The sequence below is a fragment of the Streptomyces sp. NPDC054849 genome (assembly GCF_053610945.1).
Genome location: NZ_JBSGZI010000009.1, coordinates 60,712 through 76,182 on the forward strand (window position 1 = coordinate 60,712; position 15,471 = coordinate 76,182).

Consider the following 15,471-nt stretch of genomic DNA (forward strand, 5'->3'; position numbering starts at 1 on the left):
CTCGGGGTCGTTCAGTCTTGTATGACTGAGGAATCGTCCTACCGTACGCCTGGTTCGCGGGAGGTCGCGCCGGTGGCCAGCAGGTACTGGGCCGCCACGTAGGTGGCCATGATCCAGAAGTCCGGGCGGGGCAGCTGGGGCCATGCGGCGACACCGGTGGCGATGAGGGTGTCGGAGAGCAGGAACAGCGCTCCGCCGACGCCGGCCCGCAGGCCGAGGGCGCTGGAGCGGAACGCCATGGCGGTGAGCAGCAGGCTGTAGCCGGCGACGGGGATCCGCAGGTCGGGCGGGAGATCGGCCCACAGCAGGGCGACCGTCCCGAGGAGGGCGAGTGTGTACGCGCCCCCCAGCAGCGGGTTCGCGGCCCGCTTGCCGAAGAGGACGAGGTAGCAGACGTGGCCGGCGGCGAAGGAGCCCATGCCGATGAGGAAGGCGGGCTCGGCGTCGAAGAGCAGCGCGAGATCGCCGCCCCAGCCGAACAGCAGGGCGGCGACCAGCAGGCGGGGGGCGCCGCGCGTGATCACGTAGACCACGAGCAGCGGCATCAGCAGCGGCTTGGCGAGGACGTGCCCGAGGTGCCAGTCGGCCAGCAGCGACCCGAGGTCGACGAGGGTTGCCGCGGCGAACGCCGCGAGGGCGGCCCGGCCGAGGCGGAGCCGGTCGGCCGGCGCGCGGTCGGCGGCCCAGGAGGGTGCGGGGCGGCCGGCGGACTCGGCGGTGCTCACGCGTTGGACTCCTGTACGGCCGGGTCGGCGACGGCGGCGGCCGGAGCAGACGGGGCCGGCACGGCGGGGGCGTGGTCGGCCGAAGCCGACGGAGCCGGGGCGGCGGCCGGCGCGGGGGCCTTCGCGGCGGGGTCGGCCGCGGCGCCGGTGGCCGGAGTGGACTCGGCCGGAGTGGACGCGGCCGGAGTGGACGCGGCCGGATCCGGGGCGGACGCGGCCGCAGGTGCGGTTACCGCCGCGGGCTGCCAGCCGGGGCCGCGGAAGACGTGCCCCGCCCGCGCGCGCCAGCTGCCGGCGGCGCGTACGTCGCGCGCGATGGCGGCGTACTCGTGGGTGGCCACGCGCAGCGGGTTGTGCGTGTCGATGTTCTTCGTGAGGCCGTAGACCGGCTTGTCGGTCTCCCCGACCCAGGAGCCGAACATCCGGTCCCAGAGGATCAGGATGCCGCCGTAGTTGCGGTCGAGGTAGCCGCCCTGGGAGGCGTGGTGGACTCGGTGGTGGGACGGGGTGTTGAAGACGTACTCGTAGGCCCGGGGCAGCTTGCCGATGCGCTCGGTGTGGACCCAGAACTGGTACAGGAGGTTGATGCCGTAGCAGAACGGGATCACGGCCGGGTGCACCCCGAGGGCCACCATCGGCAGGTAGAACCACCACGTGGTCGCGCTGGTCCAGGGCTGGCGCAGCGCGGTGGTCAGGTTGAACCGCCGGCTGCTGTGGTGGACGACGTGGCAGGCCCACAGGATGCGGATGACGTGGTGGCCGCGGTGCTGCCAGTAGTAGAGGAAGTCCTGGGCGAGCAGCATCAGCGGGACGGTCCACCACAGGAACGGCACGCGCAGCGGAGTGAGTTCGTAGACGGCCGTGAAGACCGAGACCACCGGGATCTTCCAGAGGAGGTCGAAGCCGATGCTGCCGAGCCCCATCGTGATGCTGGTGACGGCGTCCTTGCTGTCGTATCCGGCCGCGTCCTCGTCGGGATGGAGCCGGTAGCTCACCATCTCTATGACGGTGAGCAGCACGAAGGCGGGTATGGACCACAGCACGACATCGGGCAGGTTCGGCATGACCGCACCATAGAGGCGGCTCACCGGGTACGCCAGGGGTTGTTACCGATCGGTATCCATCGAGGTTACCGACGGTTCGGGGAGGGTGGGGAATGACAGGGTTCGAGACGGTTCTCTTACGGGTGGCGGGTACGGCGGCGGGGGCGCTGGTGAGGTCGCTCCTGACCCGGGCCCCCGGGGCGGGGCTCAGGCCGGATCCGGTACGCCCGGTGCAGCTCTGGCGCAGGCCGGCCGCGGAACTGGGCGAGGCGGAGATCCGCCGCCTCGCGGACACGCTGGCGGCCCGCCTGGGCGAGGCCACCGCCCGCCTCCCGGAGTACGAACGCCTGGCGGCTCTGGCCGCGGTCGGCGACGCCTTCGCCGCGCTCGGCCCCGTGGACGCGGACGCCCTGTTCGCGGCGGACCTGGAGCCGTCGGCCCTGGCGGCGGCCCTGCCACCACCGCCGGCCGGCCTGGGCGCCGCGGCCGAGGCGCTGTACGGGCGGCTGGTACGGCTGTGCTGCGAGCACGCGGTGGAGTACGCGACCACCCTGCCGGGCTTCGGGGCCCGGGCGGACGTGGAACTGGTCCGGCGCACCGGGGAATTGGCCCGGGCGGTGCACCGGCTGGGCGACCGGTCCGACGGAGCGGCGTACGCCTTCGAGGAGCGGTACGCGCGGTACATCGCCGAAACGCACGGCAGGCTCCAGCTGTTCGGCGTCACCTTCAGCCGCTCCCGCCAGGAGTGGCCACTGGACGTGGCCTACATCAGCCTGTCGGTCAGCAGCGAGGACGTGCTGCTGGCGGGCGAGCCGGAACTCCACCAGACCCCGGTCCGGGCCGAGCAGGCCCTCGCCTCGGCCGACCGGGTCCTGCTGCGCGGCCCGGCCGGCTCGGGGAAGTCCACCCTGGTGCAGTGGCTGGCCCTCACCTCCGCCAGACAGACGGACGGCCCGTGGAGCACGTGCGTCCCGTTCGTCCTGCGGCTGCGCTCCTTCACCGCAGCGGGTGCCCTGCCGCTGCCGGAGGACTTCCTGCGCGCCGCCGGCGTCCCGCTGTCGGCTCCGGCCGGCTGGGTGGAGGACCTCATGCTCAGCGGCCGGGCGCTGGTCCTCGTCGACGGCGTGGACGAGGTCCCGCAGCGACTGCGCGCCCGCACGGAGGCGTGGCTGCGCTCGCTCGTCTCCGCCTTCCCAAGGGCGCGGTACGTGGTGACGACGCGTCCGTCCGCCGTCCCGGAGGACTGGCTCGCGGGCCTGGGCTTCGCCACGCAGTCGATGATGGCGATGGAACAGAAGGACATCCGGGCGTTCGTCGAGCACTGGCACGCGGCGGCCCGGGCGCAGGGGCAGGAGGTCGACGCGTACGAGGCCTCGCTGCTGGAAGCGGTGGCCTCCCGGCGGGACCTGGCGCGCCTGGCCACCAATCCCCTGATGTGCGCGCTGCTCTGCGCCCTGAACCAGGACCGGCGCATGCATCTCCCCAGGGCCCGCAAGGAGCTGTACGACGCGGCACTGGACATGCTGCTGGTCCGCAGGGACACGGAGCGGGAGATCAGCGCGGTCGAGGGGGTCTACCTGACCCGTGACGAACAGATCGCGCTGCTCCAGCGGCTCGCGTACTGGCTGATCCGCAACGGGCAGCTGGAAGCGGGCCGCGACGAGGCCGTCGGCCTGGTGGGCGAGTGGCTCGACTCGATGCCGCAGGTACGGGAGCAGAGCGGCGCCGAGCAGGTCTTCGCGCACCTGCTGATCCGCAGCGGCCTGCTCCTGGAACCGGCGCCGGGCTCGGTGGTCTTCGTCCACCGCACCTTTCAGGACTACCTGGGGGCCAAGGCGGCCGTGGAGTCCCGCGACTTCGGGGTGCTGGTGAGAAACGCCCACGACGACACCTGGGACGACGTGGTCCGCATGGCGGTGGGCCACGCCCGCCCGGACGAACGCACCCGCCTGCTGCGAGGACTGCTCCGCCGAGCCGACAAGGTCAAGGGCTCCCGCAACCGGCTGGTCCTCCTGGCGGCGGCCTGCCTGGAACACGCCCCCGAGCTGGATCCCGAGATCGCGTCGGCCGTGCTGGCCCGGACAGCGGAGCTGCTGCCACCGCGCGGCCCGGAACAGGCCGAGCAGCTGGCCGGGGCGGGCGAACTGGTCCTGGACCTGCTCCCCTTCCCGGAGGACGGTCTGAGCGACCTGGCCGCAGCCGGCACCATCCGCACGGCGGCCCTGGTCGGCGGGGAGCGCGCGCTGACGGTGATCCGCCGGTTCCGTGCGGAGACCGGGCCGAAGGCCGCGTACGAACTCGACGACGCCTGGGCCCGTTTCGAGGCCCGCGCCTACGCGCAGAGCGTGCTCGGCGGGGCCGACCTCGGGTACGGCGTGCTGACGGTGAGGACAGCCGAGCAACTCGCCTGTCTCGGGGCACTCCAGCAGTTCGAACGGCTGCGACTGGTCGGATTCCCGGAGATCCCCGCGGAGGTCTCGGAGCGGCGCGGCCTGCGCGTCCTCCACGTGGTGGACTCCCCCGACCTGACCGACATCGGGCCGCTGGCGGCGCTGCCGCGACTGGAGAGCCTCAGCCTGCACGGCTGCCCGGCCCTGGCCGATCTCACCCCGCTGACGGAGCTGGAACTGGAGCACCTGTTCACCCTGGGCAGCCCCCGGCTCCGGCTGCGCGTCCTGGAACGGCTGACCGGTCTGCTCTCCCTCGGTCTCGGCTCGACCGGTGGCCACCGGTCCCTCGGGGAGCTGCCCGGGCTGCCGAGGCTGACCAAGCTGTGGCTGTTCGAGGGAACCGAGAGCATGTCCCTGGAAGGCCTTGAGCGCTGGCCGGAACTCGCCAGCCTGAGCATCGCCGGAGACGATCAGAGCCGTGATCTGTGGGCTGCGGAGAATCCCCCCGACCTCACCTACCTGCAGATGATCCACTGCCACGAGCTGACCCCCGGGAACCTCCTGCGGTTTCCCCGGCTCAACCATCTGTGGCTTGCCGACTGCCGGCTCGTCTCCGCGCCCGCCGCCCTGCGGGACCTGTCCGACCTGGCCACCCTCACCCTCAGCGCCTGCGGCACGGTGGATCTCAGCGGGCTCGCCGGCCTGCCTGGACTGACCGTCCAGGTGTACCGCGGCACCGAGGTGCTCGGCGCCCACCTGTTCCCGCCGGAGCGGATCCGGATGCTGTGACCCGGACCGCCCCGGAGGGACACGTCACCAGACCCGCACCGAGCCGCCCTTGGCGAAGGCCGGGCTCGTGGCTTCCGGCGGGATCCGCGTCAGCGGCTCCGCGATCTCCGACACCAGCGGGCCGTGCTTCGCCGCGAGCGCGTCCAGCAGCCCCAGGTCGAAGCCGTAGACGCGGGCCGCGTTGCCGCCGGCCATCGCGGCGACCTCCTCCCGCGGCAGGCCCGCGTAGGCGATGCGGAGGCCTTCGCGGGAGAAGGGGGTGGTGCCCTCGTCGTGGGGGTAGTCGCTGCCCCACATGATCTTGTCGAGGCCGATCCGGTCCCGCAGCGGGACCTCGTGGGGGCGCATGAAGCTGGCTCCCACGAAGCAGTTGTCCCTCCAGACCTCGCTCGGGCCCCTGCCCATCGAGTCCGCGAGGCCCGCCCCGAACTTGGACTCGGCCGTGGCCGACGCCGCGACCAGCCGGCCGTGGTAGTAGTCCAGCATCTCCAGCACGCCCGGGATCCAGCCCGAGCCCTGCTCGGTGAGGACCAGTTTGAGGCCGGGGTGGCGGCGGAAGGCGCCGCCGAACACGAGGTGCCACAGGGCGCGGTGCGAGAACCAGGTGGTCTCCACCATGAAGACGGCGCGGGCGGCGGGTTCGTCCCCCAGCGGGGGCGAGGCCGAGCCGCCGTGGTGGTTGACCGGGACGTCCAATTCGTCGCACACCGCCCAGATCGGGTCGTACGCGGCCGAGTAGAGCTCCGGGACAGTGGAGCCGGGCGGGACTCCGGGCAGCAGGATGCCGCCCGTGAGGCCCGCCTCCTTCGTGCGGCGGATCTCCTGCACCGCCGCGTCCACGTCGTTGAGGAGGATCTGCACCACGCCCGCGCGCCGGCCCGGCGCGTCCGCGCAGAAGTCCGCCAGCCAGCGGTTGTGGGCCTGGAGCCCGGCCCAGCGCATCGCGTACTCCGATGCCGTCGGCGGCTGGGCCATCAGGGAGGCCTTGGGGAAGAACGGCGGGATGGTGTTGGGGAAGACGACCTCGGCGACGATGCCGTCCGCCTCCAGTTCCGCCAGGCGCCGCGCCGAGTTCCAGTTGCGGTCCGCCGTGTCCGCGAGGAGGTCTTCGTACGGGTTCACGTACGTGGCGGCCCAGGCGTCGAAGTCGTCGTGGTACCGCTTCTCCAGGTACGGCTTGTAATCCAGCAGGTCGGCGCCGGCGTGGCAGTCCGCCGAGATGACCGTGTAGCGCTCCGCGGCGGTCACGGGCTCACCCCCAGCACCGGGAAGTCGTGCTCCGTCAGCCAGTGCCGGCCCACCTCGCGGGAGCGGGCCCAGGAGGCCTCCACCGCCGCCTGGTCCGGGGACTGGCCCAGCTCGGCCGGGGTGGGCCCGATCCGGCGGGCGATCGGGGCCAGCTCGGCGGTGTCGAAGCCGAAGACCTCGGCCGCCGCCAGTCCCAGCATCCGGCGGGTCTCCGCGACCGGGATGTCGTGGAAGGTCTTCCTCAGCCAGTTCCGGGTGTCCGGCCAGGTGCCCTCGGGGTGCGGGAAGTCAGAGCCCCACAGGATGTTGTCCACGCCGATCTCGTAGCGCTGCGCCAGCTCGCGGCGCTTGGTGTTGGTCGCGCAGATGAAGACCTGGCGGTCCAGGTACTCGCTCGGCGGCCGCTTCAGCTCCTCGAACGGCGAGAGCTTCTTGCCGCCGTGCGCGCCGAGGTAGAGCCGGTCCATGAACCACAGCTGGTTGGGCAGCCACCAGCAGCCCGACTCGGCGACGCCGAACTTCAGGCCCGGGTGGCGCTCGAAGACCCCCGACCAGAGCAGGAACCACAGCGGGCGGGCCGGCCACCAGGTCACCTCGGAGACGAAGATGCCCAGGTGGTCGCCGTACTCGTGGCGCGGTGAGGACCCGGAGTGGGTGACGATCGGCATCTGCGTCTCGGCCGCCGCGGCCCAGACGGGGTCGTAGCGTCGGTCGTGGTAGGGCGCCTTGTCCACCCACATCGCAGGGATCATCAGCGCGCCCAGCCCGGACTCCTTGGCCCGGTGGATCTCCGCGACGACCTTCGACGGTTCGCCCGTGATGGGGAGCAGGGCCACCCCGCAGTGCCGCTCGGGGGTCCTGGAGACGAACTCCGCCAGCCATCGGTTGTGCGCCTGCGCGCCCGCCATGCCGAGTTCGGGGTCCTGGTCGCCGGAGAGGCCGAGGCCCACGCCGAAGGGGGCCGCGGTCTGGCTGTCGACGGCGTCCGCGTCGGGGAAGACGACCTCGGCGGCCACGCCGTCGCCGTCGAGTTCCTTCAGCCGCCGGCCCGTGTCCCAGCCGCCCTTGAGGCCTTCCTCGTGGTCGTGGAACCACTTCTCGGCGAACGCCTCGTTGCGGACCCCGAGGCGGGTGGCCTCGGCGCGGCGGGCGTCGCGCTCTCCGAGGAAGTCGTCGAACTGCGGGTGGAAGCGGGAATCCAGGTAGGGCCGGTACTGCTCCGTGGGCAGGCCCGCGTGGCAGTCGGAGGAGATGATCAGGTACGGGTCCTCGTACGGTGTGTCGCTCACGAGGTCACTCACGATGTCACTCACGACGAACGCCCCTCAGTCGAGGATGAAGCTTTCCAGGTAGGCGGGGTTGGACCGGTCGAGCATGGACTGCGACCGGGCGCGGATCTGCCGGTCGCTGTGCTCGCTGTCCGGGAGCATCCAGAAGCGGTCGGCGCGGATGCCGTCGACGACGTGCTCGGCGACCTCCTCGACGGGGGTGAAGTGCACCTCGTGGCCGGACTTCCTCATCGCCGCCTCGTACTGATCGAGGCTGCGGTACGGGGACTTGCGCGGGCGCTCCTTCGCGTACTGCTCGGGCCGGTTGCGGTGCGACTCCCAGAGGCCGGTGCGCAGCATGTGCGGTCCCGGGAAGAGGACGGACGCCCCGACGGCGGCGCCCTCGGCCTTGAGGTGGGCGTACAGCGACTCGGTCATGGTGACCACGGCGGCCTTGGTGACCGCGTACACGGAGGCGGTGGGCAGCGGGGCGATGCCGCCGTCGCCGGAGGAGGTGTTGACGACGTGGCCGGGCGCGCCGCCCGCGATCATGCGGGGGACGAAGGCCTGGATGCCGTGGAAGACGCCCCACACGTTGACGGAGAAGGCCCATTTCCAGTCGTTGGGCTCGTGCTCCCACATCCGGCCCTCGGCGCCGGAGCCGACGCCCGCGTTGTTGCAGAGCACGTGGACGGCGCCGAAGGTCTCGTACGCCGCGTCGGCCAGCGCCAGCACGGAGTCACGGTCGCCGACGTCCACGGACCGGGCGAGCACCTGGGCCCCCTCCGCGCCGAGTTCCCCGGCGGCCTTGCGCAGGGCGCCCTCCTCCACGTCGGCGAGGACCACCTTGAGTCCCTCGGCGGCGAAGCGGCGGGCCATGGCGAGGCCGATGCCGCCGGCGGCTCCGGTGACGACGGCCACCTGTCCCGGTTCGAGTCGCATGTCACACACTCCCCTCGGGCGGACCGTCGAGGATCTGCATCGGGTCGTCGTAGCGCTGGTGGATGTACGGGAGCAGGGACCGGGCGCTGACCCGTTCGACGACCCGGCCCTTCTGGTCGGTGGTCTTCTCGCCGATGGTGATCTCCACGATCCGGCGGACGGGGAGGTCGGCGATCGGGTCGAACATCGACTCCCGCAGGACGACGTCCCCGGTGATGTGTTCCAGCTTGCGGACCTTCTCGTTGCGCGTGCAGTGCACGAGCACCGGGTCCGCGTCGAAGCCGGAACCGTCCACGGCGGGAAGGAACTTGAAGTAGAAGTCGGTCTTCCGGGTGGGCTCGGGCAGCGGCAGCGCGCGGTCCACCGCGCCGCGCACCTCGACGAAGGCGATCCCGTGCCGGGCGAGGGAGGCCCGGACGACGAGACCGTCGCGCTCGACGGTGACCTCTCCCAGCTTCTTCGGCTCGCCGAAGACCTCGCGGCCGCCGACCAGGGCACGCTCGTGGGTCATCGGCATGACGAGCGGGTACCAGCCCTCGACCCCGCCGTGCCGGGCGGCGACGGCCACCGAGCCGGCGCCGAGCGGGTAGCCCGGCAGGTCGACCTTGCTGATGTTGGCCCGTACGAGGGGCCGCTCGGCCGGCTTGAGCGGCGGCGGCAGGACCGCCGCCACCACGTCGGGGTCGCTCTCCCAGACGGCCACCACACCGGTGGACCAGATGTCGGGGAGCTTGGAACTCTTCTCGCGCGACGCCGCGATCTCGGCGTCGGTCCGCGCTCCGTACCGTACGCGTGCCATGTCTCGCACCATCCCTCGTCTCGGGGGGAGTCGCTTCTGTAACACAGTTACACCGCCACCGATGAAGGGTAAAGGCCCCTGCACGCACCAGAACTGACGATCCGACAGAAAGGTGGGCCGGCTCCATGGCCAGAAACACGCTGACCCGCGACGAGGTGCTGGACGCCGCCGCGTCCCTGGTCAAGCAGCATGGGCCGGCCGCCCTCACGATGCGCAAGCTCGCCGCCGAGCTGGGCACCGCGGTGACGTCCATCTACTGGCACGTCGGCAACCGCGAATCGCTGCTCGACGCCCTCGTGCAGCGCACCGTGGAGGAGATGGGCGCGATCAGGCCCGCCGGCCGCACCCCCGCCGACCGCATCCTGTCGGTGGCCCGGATCCTGCGCCGCGAACTGCGCGATCGCCCGCACCTGATCGCGATGGTCCACGAACGCGGACTCACCGAGCGGATGTTCCTGCCCGCCCAGCAGGCGCTGGTCCACGAGGTGCACGCCGCGGGTCTGCGCGGCGCCCGGGCGGCCGACGCGGTGCGCGCCGTACAGTTCCAGATCGTCGGCTTCCTGCTCGTCGAGCGCAATCGCGAGCGCTCCCCCGCGCAGTCCCCGGCCGAGAGCGAACTGTGGGACCCGGCCGCGGCCCCCCACGACCCGGCGCTGGCCCGCGCCCTGGCCCGCCCGGCGGATCCGGAGCGGTTGTTCCTGCTCTCCGTACGGGCCCTCGTCCACGCCCTCCTCACGCCGGGCGCCGGCCCGCCGCGCTGAACCGCGCGGCGCGCCCCGGGACCGTCCGGCCCACAACGGCCCCGGGCGGGCAAGGCCCTGCGGGCGGGCGCCGGAGGAGGCCGTCGCGGCCACGGCTGTCAGTCGGGGCCGATATCCTCTGTGACCATGCTCGACGACCGTACGACCGCAGAGACGATGTGGCCGACCGCGTACCCACAGGGGTACGCGGTCGTCGACGTGGAGACCACCGGGCTCGCTCGCGACGACCGGATAGTCTCCGCCGCCGTCTACCGGCTCGACGCTCAGGGCAATGTGGAGGACCACTGGTACACCCTGGTCAATCCGCAGCGCGACCCGGGACCGGTGTGGATCCACGGGCTGACGAGTGCGATGCTCTCCGACGCCCCGCTCTTCAAGGACATCGCAGGGGAGTTCGCCGGCCGGCTCGCGGACCGGGTGCTGGTCGCGCACAACGCCATCTTCGACTGGCAGATGATCGCCCGGGAGTACGCGCGGGCCGCCGATACCGCGCCGGTCCGTCAGCGGCTGTGCACCATCGCCCTGTCGAAGGAACTGAATCTTCCGCTGCCCAACCACAAGCTGGAGTCGCTCGCCGCGCACTTCGGCGTGGTCCAGCAGCGCGCCCACCACGCGCTCGACGACGCCCGGGTGCTGGCGGAGGCGTTCCGCCCCTCGCTGCACGCGGCCGCACGCGACGGCGTACGGCTGCCCCTGCTGGAATGCCGGCCGCTGACGGAGTGGTCGGACTCGGCCGCCGCTCCGCGGGTGGGCTACCAGGCCTCGTACCGGGGCGGCAGCTGGCGGCCCTCGCGCAAACGGCCGCCGTGCCCGCACCCGAATCCGGGGCGCTACGAGGACGGCGAGCCGCTGAAGCAGGGCATGCGGATCGCCTTCTCCGGTGACACCTCGGTCGAGCGGGAGCTGCTGGAGGACCGGGCGGTCGAGGCGGGCCTGCACATCGCGACGAGTGTGTCGCGGCTCACCAGCCTCCTGGTGACGAACGACCCCGACTCGGCGACCTCCAAGACGGTCAAGGCGAAGTCCTTCGGTACGCCGGTCGTCGACGAGGCGGCCTTCACGCAGCTGCTGCGGGATGTGGCCCCGGCGGAGTCCTGAGCCCACGCGGGCGTCGTTGCGCCGCTCGGGTGCAGGCGCGGCGACTCACCCGGCTGGATCTTGTTCCGGTCCCTCCCCGTGCGCAGCATTCGGCGCATGGCACGTTGTGAGGTCTGCGGAAACGATTACGGCATGTCCTTCGAGGTGCACGCGCAGGGCGCTGTGCACGTCTTCGACTGCTTCTCCTGCGCCATCCACCGCATGGCGCCCGTCTGCGAGCACTGCCGGGTCTCGATCATCGGGCAGGGCGTCGAGGTCGAGGGCCAGTGGTATTGCGGGGCGCACTGCGCCCGCGCGGAGGGGAAGGTGGGCATCGTCGACCACGTCTGACTCCCCCGCACCCCGCGGGCCTCTTCGCCCCCGCGCCCCCGCGCTCCCGCGGGGCGTCGCCCCGTCCGCCCCGTCCCCCGTCCCGTCGTCCCCCGTCCCGTCGTCCCGACCCCGGACGGCCACCCGGCCGCCGGGGTCCCGCGCGCTGGGGGTACCGTCGTGGGCGTGTACCGCTTTGTGCTGACCCGGCAGTGGGTGTGCCTGACCCTCATCGCCCTCGTCCTCATCCCCGTGATGATCAAGCTCGGGTTCTGGCAGTACCACCGCCATGAGCACCGGGTCGCGCAGAACCAGCTGATCGAGGAGAACCTGCGGGCAAAGCCGGTTCCCATGACCGAGGTCACCTCCCCCGGCCACCGGGTGCCCCGTGCGGACTTCTGGCGTGCGGTCACCGCGACCGGCACGTACGACACCGCGCACGAGGTGGTCGTACGGCTGCGGACCAACAACGACGACAAGGTCGGCTTCCACGTCGTGACCCCGCTCGTCCTCCCCGACGGCCGGGTGGTGCTGGTCAACCGCGGCTGGGTGCCGGGCGGCGACGACCCCCGCGCCTACCCGCCGGTGCCGGCGGCACCCGCGGGCGAGGTCACCGTCACCGGCCGGCTGAAGGCCGACGAGACGAGCGGCGGCAGCGGCATCAAGGACCGCCAGGGCCTGCCGGACCGTCAGGTGATGCTGATCAACAGCGCGCAGCAGGCGGAGTACCTGGGACGGCCGGTCCTCGGCGGATACCTGGAACTCGAGGGCCCGTCCCAGACCGACGGCGGCCCCGAGACGGTCGCCGACCCCGACCACGACTCGATCGGCGCGCACATGGCGTACGCCGTCCAGTGGTGGCTGTTCGCCTCCGGGGTTCCGGTGGGCTGGCTGGTCCTCGTACGGCGGGAGAAGCGCGACCGCGAGGAAGCGGCGGCCGCCGCGGAAGCAGCCGAACAGGAACCCGCGACGGCGTAGCGTGTCGGCATGGATCTTGGACTGAAAGACCGTGTCTACATCGTCACCGGGGCCACGCGCGGCCTCGGCTTCGCCTCCGCCCGGGAACTGACCGCCGACGGCGCGAAGGTCCTCCTGACGGGCCGGGACGAGAAACGGGCGGCCGACGCCGCGGCCTCGCTCGGGCCGAACGCGGCGGGTGTGGCGGCCGACAACGCCGACCCCGAGGCGGCCGGCCGGCTGGTCGCCACCGCGCGCGAGCGCTTCGGACGCTTCGACGGCATCCTCATCAGCGTCGGCGGACCGGCCCCGGGCTCCGCGGCCGACAACACCGACGAGCAGTGGTCGGCGGCCTTCGAGTCGGTCTTCCTGGGCGCGGTCCGCCTGGCGCGGGCGGCGGCCGCCGAGCTGGGCGAGGGCGGGGTCATCGGCTTCGTCCTGTCGGGCTCGGTCCACGAGCCGATCCCCGGCCTGACCATCTCCAACGGCCTGCGCCCGGGCCTGGCGGGCTTCGCGAAGTCCCTGTCGGTGGATCTCGGCCCGCGCGGGATCCGGGTCGTCGGCCTGCTTCCGGCGCGCATCGACACCGACCGCGTGCGTGAGCTCGACGCGCTGTCCGGTGACGTGGAGGCGGCGCGCGCGGGCAACGAGTCCCGCATCCCGCTGCGGCGGTACGGCACTCCGGAGGAGTTCGGCCGCACGGCGGCGTTCCTGCTCTCCCCGGCGGCCTCGTATCTCACGGGCGTCATGCTCCCGGTCGACGGCGGTTCCCGCCACGGCTTCTGACCGGACGTCTCCCGGCTTCAGGCTCGCCGTCGTGGGGGGCGTGGGGGCCGGGGTCGGGGGCCTAGGTGACGCGCTGGGCCCGGTGCGACGTCACCGTGAGGCGGACCTCCGCCGGGAGTTCCGGGAGGCCCGCCGAGGTCCGGGCATGGCTCAGGACCTGACCCGCCACGGCGGCCAGGGCGTCGGCGGGGACCGCGTGGGGCTCCAGTTCGAGCGCGACCCGCAGGGCGGGCGACCCGCGCCGCCCGCGCAGGGCGACCCTGCAGCGCGCGACCCCCTCCAGGGCGCCGGCCTCCGCGGCCACCGCCGCCTCCAGCGCGTGCCCGCGCAGCAGGGCGAACGCCCCGTCCCCGGTGTCCACGACCACCGCCGGCAGCCGCGAGCGCCGCAGCTGGGACAGCAGCCACCACAGCGCCAGCACGACGCACAGGCCGAGCCCGGAGAGCACCGCCCACCACCACCAGTCCTCGGCCTGCACGTATCGGCCCCTGGCCTCCTCGGTCAGCAGGGGCGCATGCCGACCGTGCAGCGGCCACGAGGCCGTCAGCAGCACGGCCCCGGCCGCGAGCAGGACCGCTCCGACCACCCCCAGCAGGGTCCGGTTCACCGCTCCGAGCAACCCGCTCACCTCCTGACCCGTACCCGCGCCTGCGGCGGGTGCGCGAGGCCCAGTTCCTCGATGCCGACGGCGAGTACCGCGTCCAGGTCGGCCCGTACGTCGGCCAGCTCGCGGAAGTGCGAGGTGGCCTGTACCCCGATGCGGGACCGGCCCACCTTGACCCGGACCGAGCGCACCCCGGACACCTCCATCGCCCGGTCCCGCAGGACCTGGGCGGTGTCCCTGCGCCCGATCCCGGCCCGTACGCCCGCGTGGGGCTCCGGGTTCCGCATCGTCAGGATCCCGCGGAGACCGGGAGCGAGCGCGAGCAGCAGGAGTGCCGCCCCGGCCAGGGCCAGGGCCCCGCCTGTCAGCTGGACCGCCAGGTCCGCGGGGGTTCGCGTCTCCAGCTGGTGGACGAGCTCGCGGCGCCAGCGCATGCCGGGCCGGTCGGTGAGTACGGCGGCCAGGTCGTAGAGGAACAGCACCGCCACGCCGAGCAGGACCAGGGCGGTGAGCGCGGCGGGGATGCGCCGGGCGGAGCGGAACCGGGCGGCGCGGCCTGCGGCGGGGGCCGTCACCTCAGCCGCCGGTCCCGCCCGGCGGAGGTCCGGGTGTGGGTGGAGTGCAGGCGCTCGATGTCGACGTCCACCTCGGGTACCGACATCGACGCGCACTCCTCGATGCGCAGGGCGACCTGGCGGCGCACGGCCGCGCACTGGGCGGCGAGGTCGGAGGGGTAGTCGAGCTCCAGGCTCACCCGTACGCGTGCGATGTCGTGGTGCACGGTGACGGTGGCGTGCGGGGCCGCGCCCGAGATCGTGGGGAGCGCCTCCCGGGCGGCCTGGGCGGCGATCTTGGCGACGACCCGGTCGGCGATGCGGGTGGCCCCGCGGTCGGCGGCTGCCACCCGGGGCGCGAAGGCGCGGGACGGGGTGGCGGGGGGCGGGGTGGCCCGGGACGGGTCGGCGGGCGGCGGGGTGCTCATCGTGCGCTCACCCGCGCCGGTCGTCGCGGCGGCGGAACAGGTCCCCGGCTTCGAGGTCCCCGTCGAGGAAGCGCCCGGCGACGAACCCGATCGTGCCGAGGGCCGCCACCAGGAGGAAGGCCCCGAAACCGCCGAAGTAACCGGCGAACGCCAGCGCCATGCCGGCGAACAGGCCGGCGATCGCCATGCTCATTGCGGGCTCCTTCGGCTACTGGAGACGGGACTCCGGCTCCTCGTCGGGCTCGTCGGGCAGCTTGACGTCGGCGACGGCGACGTTGACCTCGACGACCTCCAGGCCGGTCATCCGCTCGACCGCCGAGATGACGTTCTCACGGACCGCGCGCGCCACGTCGCGGATCGACACGCCGTAGTCGACGACGATCTCCAGATCGAGGGCCGTCTGGACCTCGCCGACCTCCGCCTTGACCCCGCGGCTGACCCCGGCCTTCCCGCCGCCGGGCACCCGGTCGCGGACGGCCCCGAACGTACGGGAGAGCCCGCTGCCGCTGCCCATGGCGTGCACGCCGAGCACCTCACGGGCGGCCAGCCCGGCGATCTTCTCGACCACTCCGTCGGCGATGGTCGTGCGCCCCCGCTCGGCGGGCTCCCTGGCGGAGCCGCCGCCTGCGCTGGATTCGGTCATGGCGTGTCCCTTCCACCCTGTGTGCGGACTCACTCGCCACCACGGTAAGCGCGCGCCGGGGGCTACGCGTCAGGACTGCGCCGGTCGGCCGGAACCGTTTCCCCGGCTCCGCCCGTACCGCGCGCCG

The 15,471-nt window shown here is 73.0% G+C and carries 17 protein-coding genes; 6 read left to right on the forward strand and 11 right to left on the reverse strand.

Annotation, left to right across the window (positions count from 1 at the left end; genetic code table 11):
- Positions 1-38 precede the first annotated feature (38 nt).
- The gene (locus ACWGIF_RS06685) at positions 39-725 is read right to left on the reverse strand and encodes a lysoplasmalogenase (protein WP_453492040.1); all 687 of its coding nucleotides are present in this window, start codon (positions 723-725) and stop codon (positions 39-41) included.
- Entirely contained in the window at positions 722-1,789 is a 1,068-nt protein-coding gene (locus ACWGIF_RS06690; protein ID WP_453492043.1) for a sterol desaturase family protein, read from the reverse strand. The genes ACWGIF_RS06685 and ACWGIF_RS06690 overlap by 4 nt, the downstream gene beginning before the upstream one ends.
- Positions 1,790-1,881: 92 nt before the next feature.
- Here ACWGIF_RS06690 and ACWGIF_RS06695 point away from each other — a divergent pair, with 92 nt between their 5' ends.
- Positions 1,882-4,947 (forward strand): NACHT domain-containing protein, encoded by a 3,066-nt coding sequence (locus ACWGIF_RS06695; RefSeq protein WP_453492046.1) that lies wholly within the window; start codon positions 1,882-1,884, stop codon positions 4,945-4,947.
- Positions 4,948-4,971: 24 nt separating this feature from the next.
- Here ACWGIF_RS06695 and ACWGIF_RS06700 read toward each other — a convergent pair whose 3' ends face one another.
- From ACWGIF_RS06700 to ACWGIF_RS06715, 4 genes are read right to left on the reverse strand one after another with little or no spacing between them, the layout of a single operon-like run.
- Positions 4,972-6,195 carry an amidohydrolase family protein gene (locus tag ACWGIF_RS06700; protein WP_453492049.1) on the reverse strand — a complete coding sequence of 408 codons (1,224 nt, stop codon included), beginning with the start codon at positions 6,193-6,195 and terminating at the stop codon, positions 4,972-4,974.
- Entirely contained in the window at positions 6,192-7,484 is a 1,293-nt protein-coding gene (locus ACWGIF_RS06705) for an amidohydrolase family protein (protein WP_453492184.1), read from the reverse strand. The genes ACWGIF_RS06700 and ACWGIF_RS06705 overlap by 4 nt, the downstream gene beginning before the upstream one ends.
- A 36-nt stretch (positions 7,485-7,520) precedes the next feature.
- Positions 7,521-8,405, reverse strand: coding sequence for an SDR family NAD(P)-dependent oxidoreductase (locus ACWGIF_RS06710; protein ID WP_453492052.1), 885 nt, complete (start codon positions 8,403-8,405; stop codon positions 7,521-7,523).
- Between the two features lies 1 nt (position 8,406).
- A complete protein-coding gene (locus tag ACWGIF_RS06715) occupies positions 8,407-9,204 on the reverse strand; it encodes an acetoacetate decarboxylase family protein (RefSeq protein WP_453492054.1) in 798 nt (265 codons plus the stop codon).
- A 125-nt stretch (positions 9,205-9,329) separates the two neighbouring features.
- On the opposite strand from ACWGIF_RS06715, the gene ACWGIF_RS06720 reads away from it, so the two are divergent.
- The 5 genes from ACWGIF_RS06720 to ACWGIF_RS06740 all read left to right on the forward strand — a co-directional run bounded on the left by ACWGIF_RS06720 (position 9,330) and on the right by ACWGIF_RS06740 (position 13,115).
- On the forward strand, positions 9,330-9,965 hold the full coding sequence (locus ACWGIF_RS06720) for a TetR/AcrR family transcriptional regulator (protein WP_453492057.1): 636 nt from the start codon (positions 9,330-9,332) through the stop codon (positions 9,963-9,965).
- A gap of 120 nt (positions 9,966-10,085) precedes the next feature.
- A complete protein-coding gene (locus ACWGIF_RS06725) occupies positions 10,086-11,063 on the forward strand; it encodes a DEDDh family exonuclease (protein ID WP_453492060.1) in 978 nt (325 codons plus the stop codon).
- A gap of 96 nt (positions 11,064-11,159) precedes the next feature.
- The gene (locus tag ACWGIF_RS06730) at positions 11,160-11,393 is read left to right on the forward strand and encodes a hypothetical protein (RefSeq protein WP_453492063.1); all 234 of its coding nucleotides are present in this window, start codon (positions 11,160-11,162) and stop codon (positions 11,391-11,393) included.
- A 165-nt stretch (positions 11,394-11,558) separates the two neighbouring features.
- Positions 11,559-12,350, forward strand: coding sequence for an SURF1 family cytochrome oxidase biogenesis protein (locus tag ACWGIF_RS06735; RefSeq protein ID WP_453492065.1), 792 nt, complete (start codon positions 11,559-11,561; stop codon positions 12,348-12,350).
- Between the two features lie 9 nt (positions 12,351-12,359).
- Entirely contained in the window at positions 12,360-13,115 is a 756-nt protein-coding gene (locus tag ACWGIF_RS06740) for an SDR family oxidoreductase (protein ID WP_453492068.1), read from the forward strand.
- A gap of 61 nt (positions 13,116-13,176) precedes the next feature.
- Here ACWGIF_RS06740 and amaP read toward each other — a convergent pair whose 3' ends face one another.
- Genes amaP through ACWGIF_RS06765 form a run of 5 tightly spaced genes read right to left on the reverse strand, consistent with a single transcriptional unit; the run spans position 13,177 to position 15,344 of the window.
- A complete protein-coding gene (gene amaP, locus ACWGIF_RS06745; RefSeq protein ID WP_453492071.1) occupies positions 13,177-13,743 on the reverse strand; it encodes an alkaline shock response membrane anchor protein AmaP in 567 nt (188 codons plus the stop codon).
- Positions 13,740-14,294 carry a DUF6286 domain-containing protein gene (locus ACWGIF_RS06750; RefSeq protein ID WP_453492074.1) on the reverse strand — a complete coding sequence of 185 codons (555 nt, stop codon included), beginning with the start codon at positions 14,292-14,294 and terminating at the stop codon, positions 13,740-13,742. The genes amaP and ACWGIF_RS06750 overlap by 4 nt, the downstream gene beginning before the upstream one ends.
- Positions 14,291-14,701 (reverse strand): hypothetical protein, encoded by a 411-nt coding sequence (locus tag ACWGIF_RS06755; RefSeq protein WP_453492077.1) that lies wholly within the window; start codon positions 14,699-14,701, stop codon positions 14,291-14,293. The genes ACWGIF_RS06750 and ACWGIF_RS06755 overlap by 4 nt, the downstream gene beginning before the upstream one ends.
- A gap of 7 nt (positions 14,702-14,708) precedes the next feature.
- Complete coding sequence (locus ACWGIF_RS06760) at positions 14,709-14,894, reverse strand: hypothetical protein (protein ID WP_326591698.1); 186 nt, start codon at positions 14,892-14,894, stop codon at positions 14,709-14,711.
- Between the two features lie 15 nt (positions 14,895-14,909).
- Positions 14,910-15,344 (reverse strand): Asp23/Gls24 family envelope stress response protein, encoded by a 435-nt coding sequence (locus ACWGIF_RS06765; protein ID WP_453492081.1) that lies wholly within the window; start codon positions 15,342-15,344, stop codon positions 14,910-14,912.
- Between the last annotated feature and the right edge of the window lie 127 nt (positions 15,345-15,471).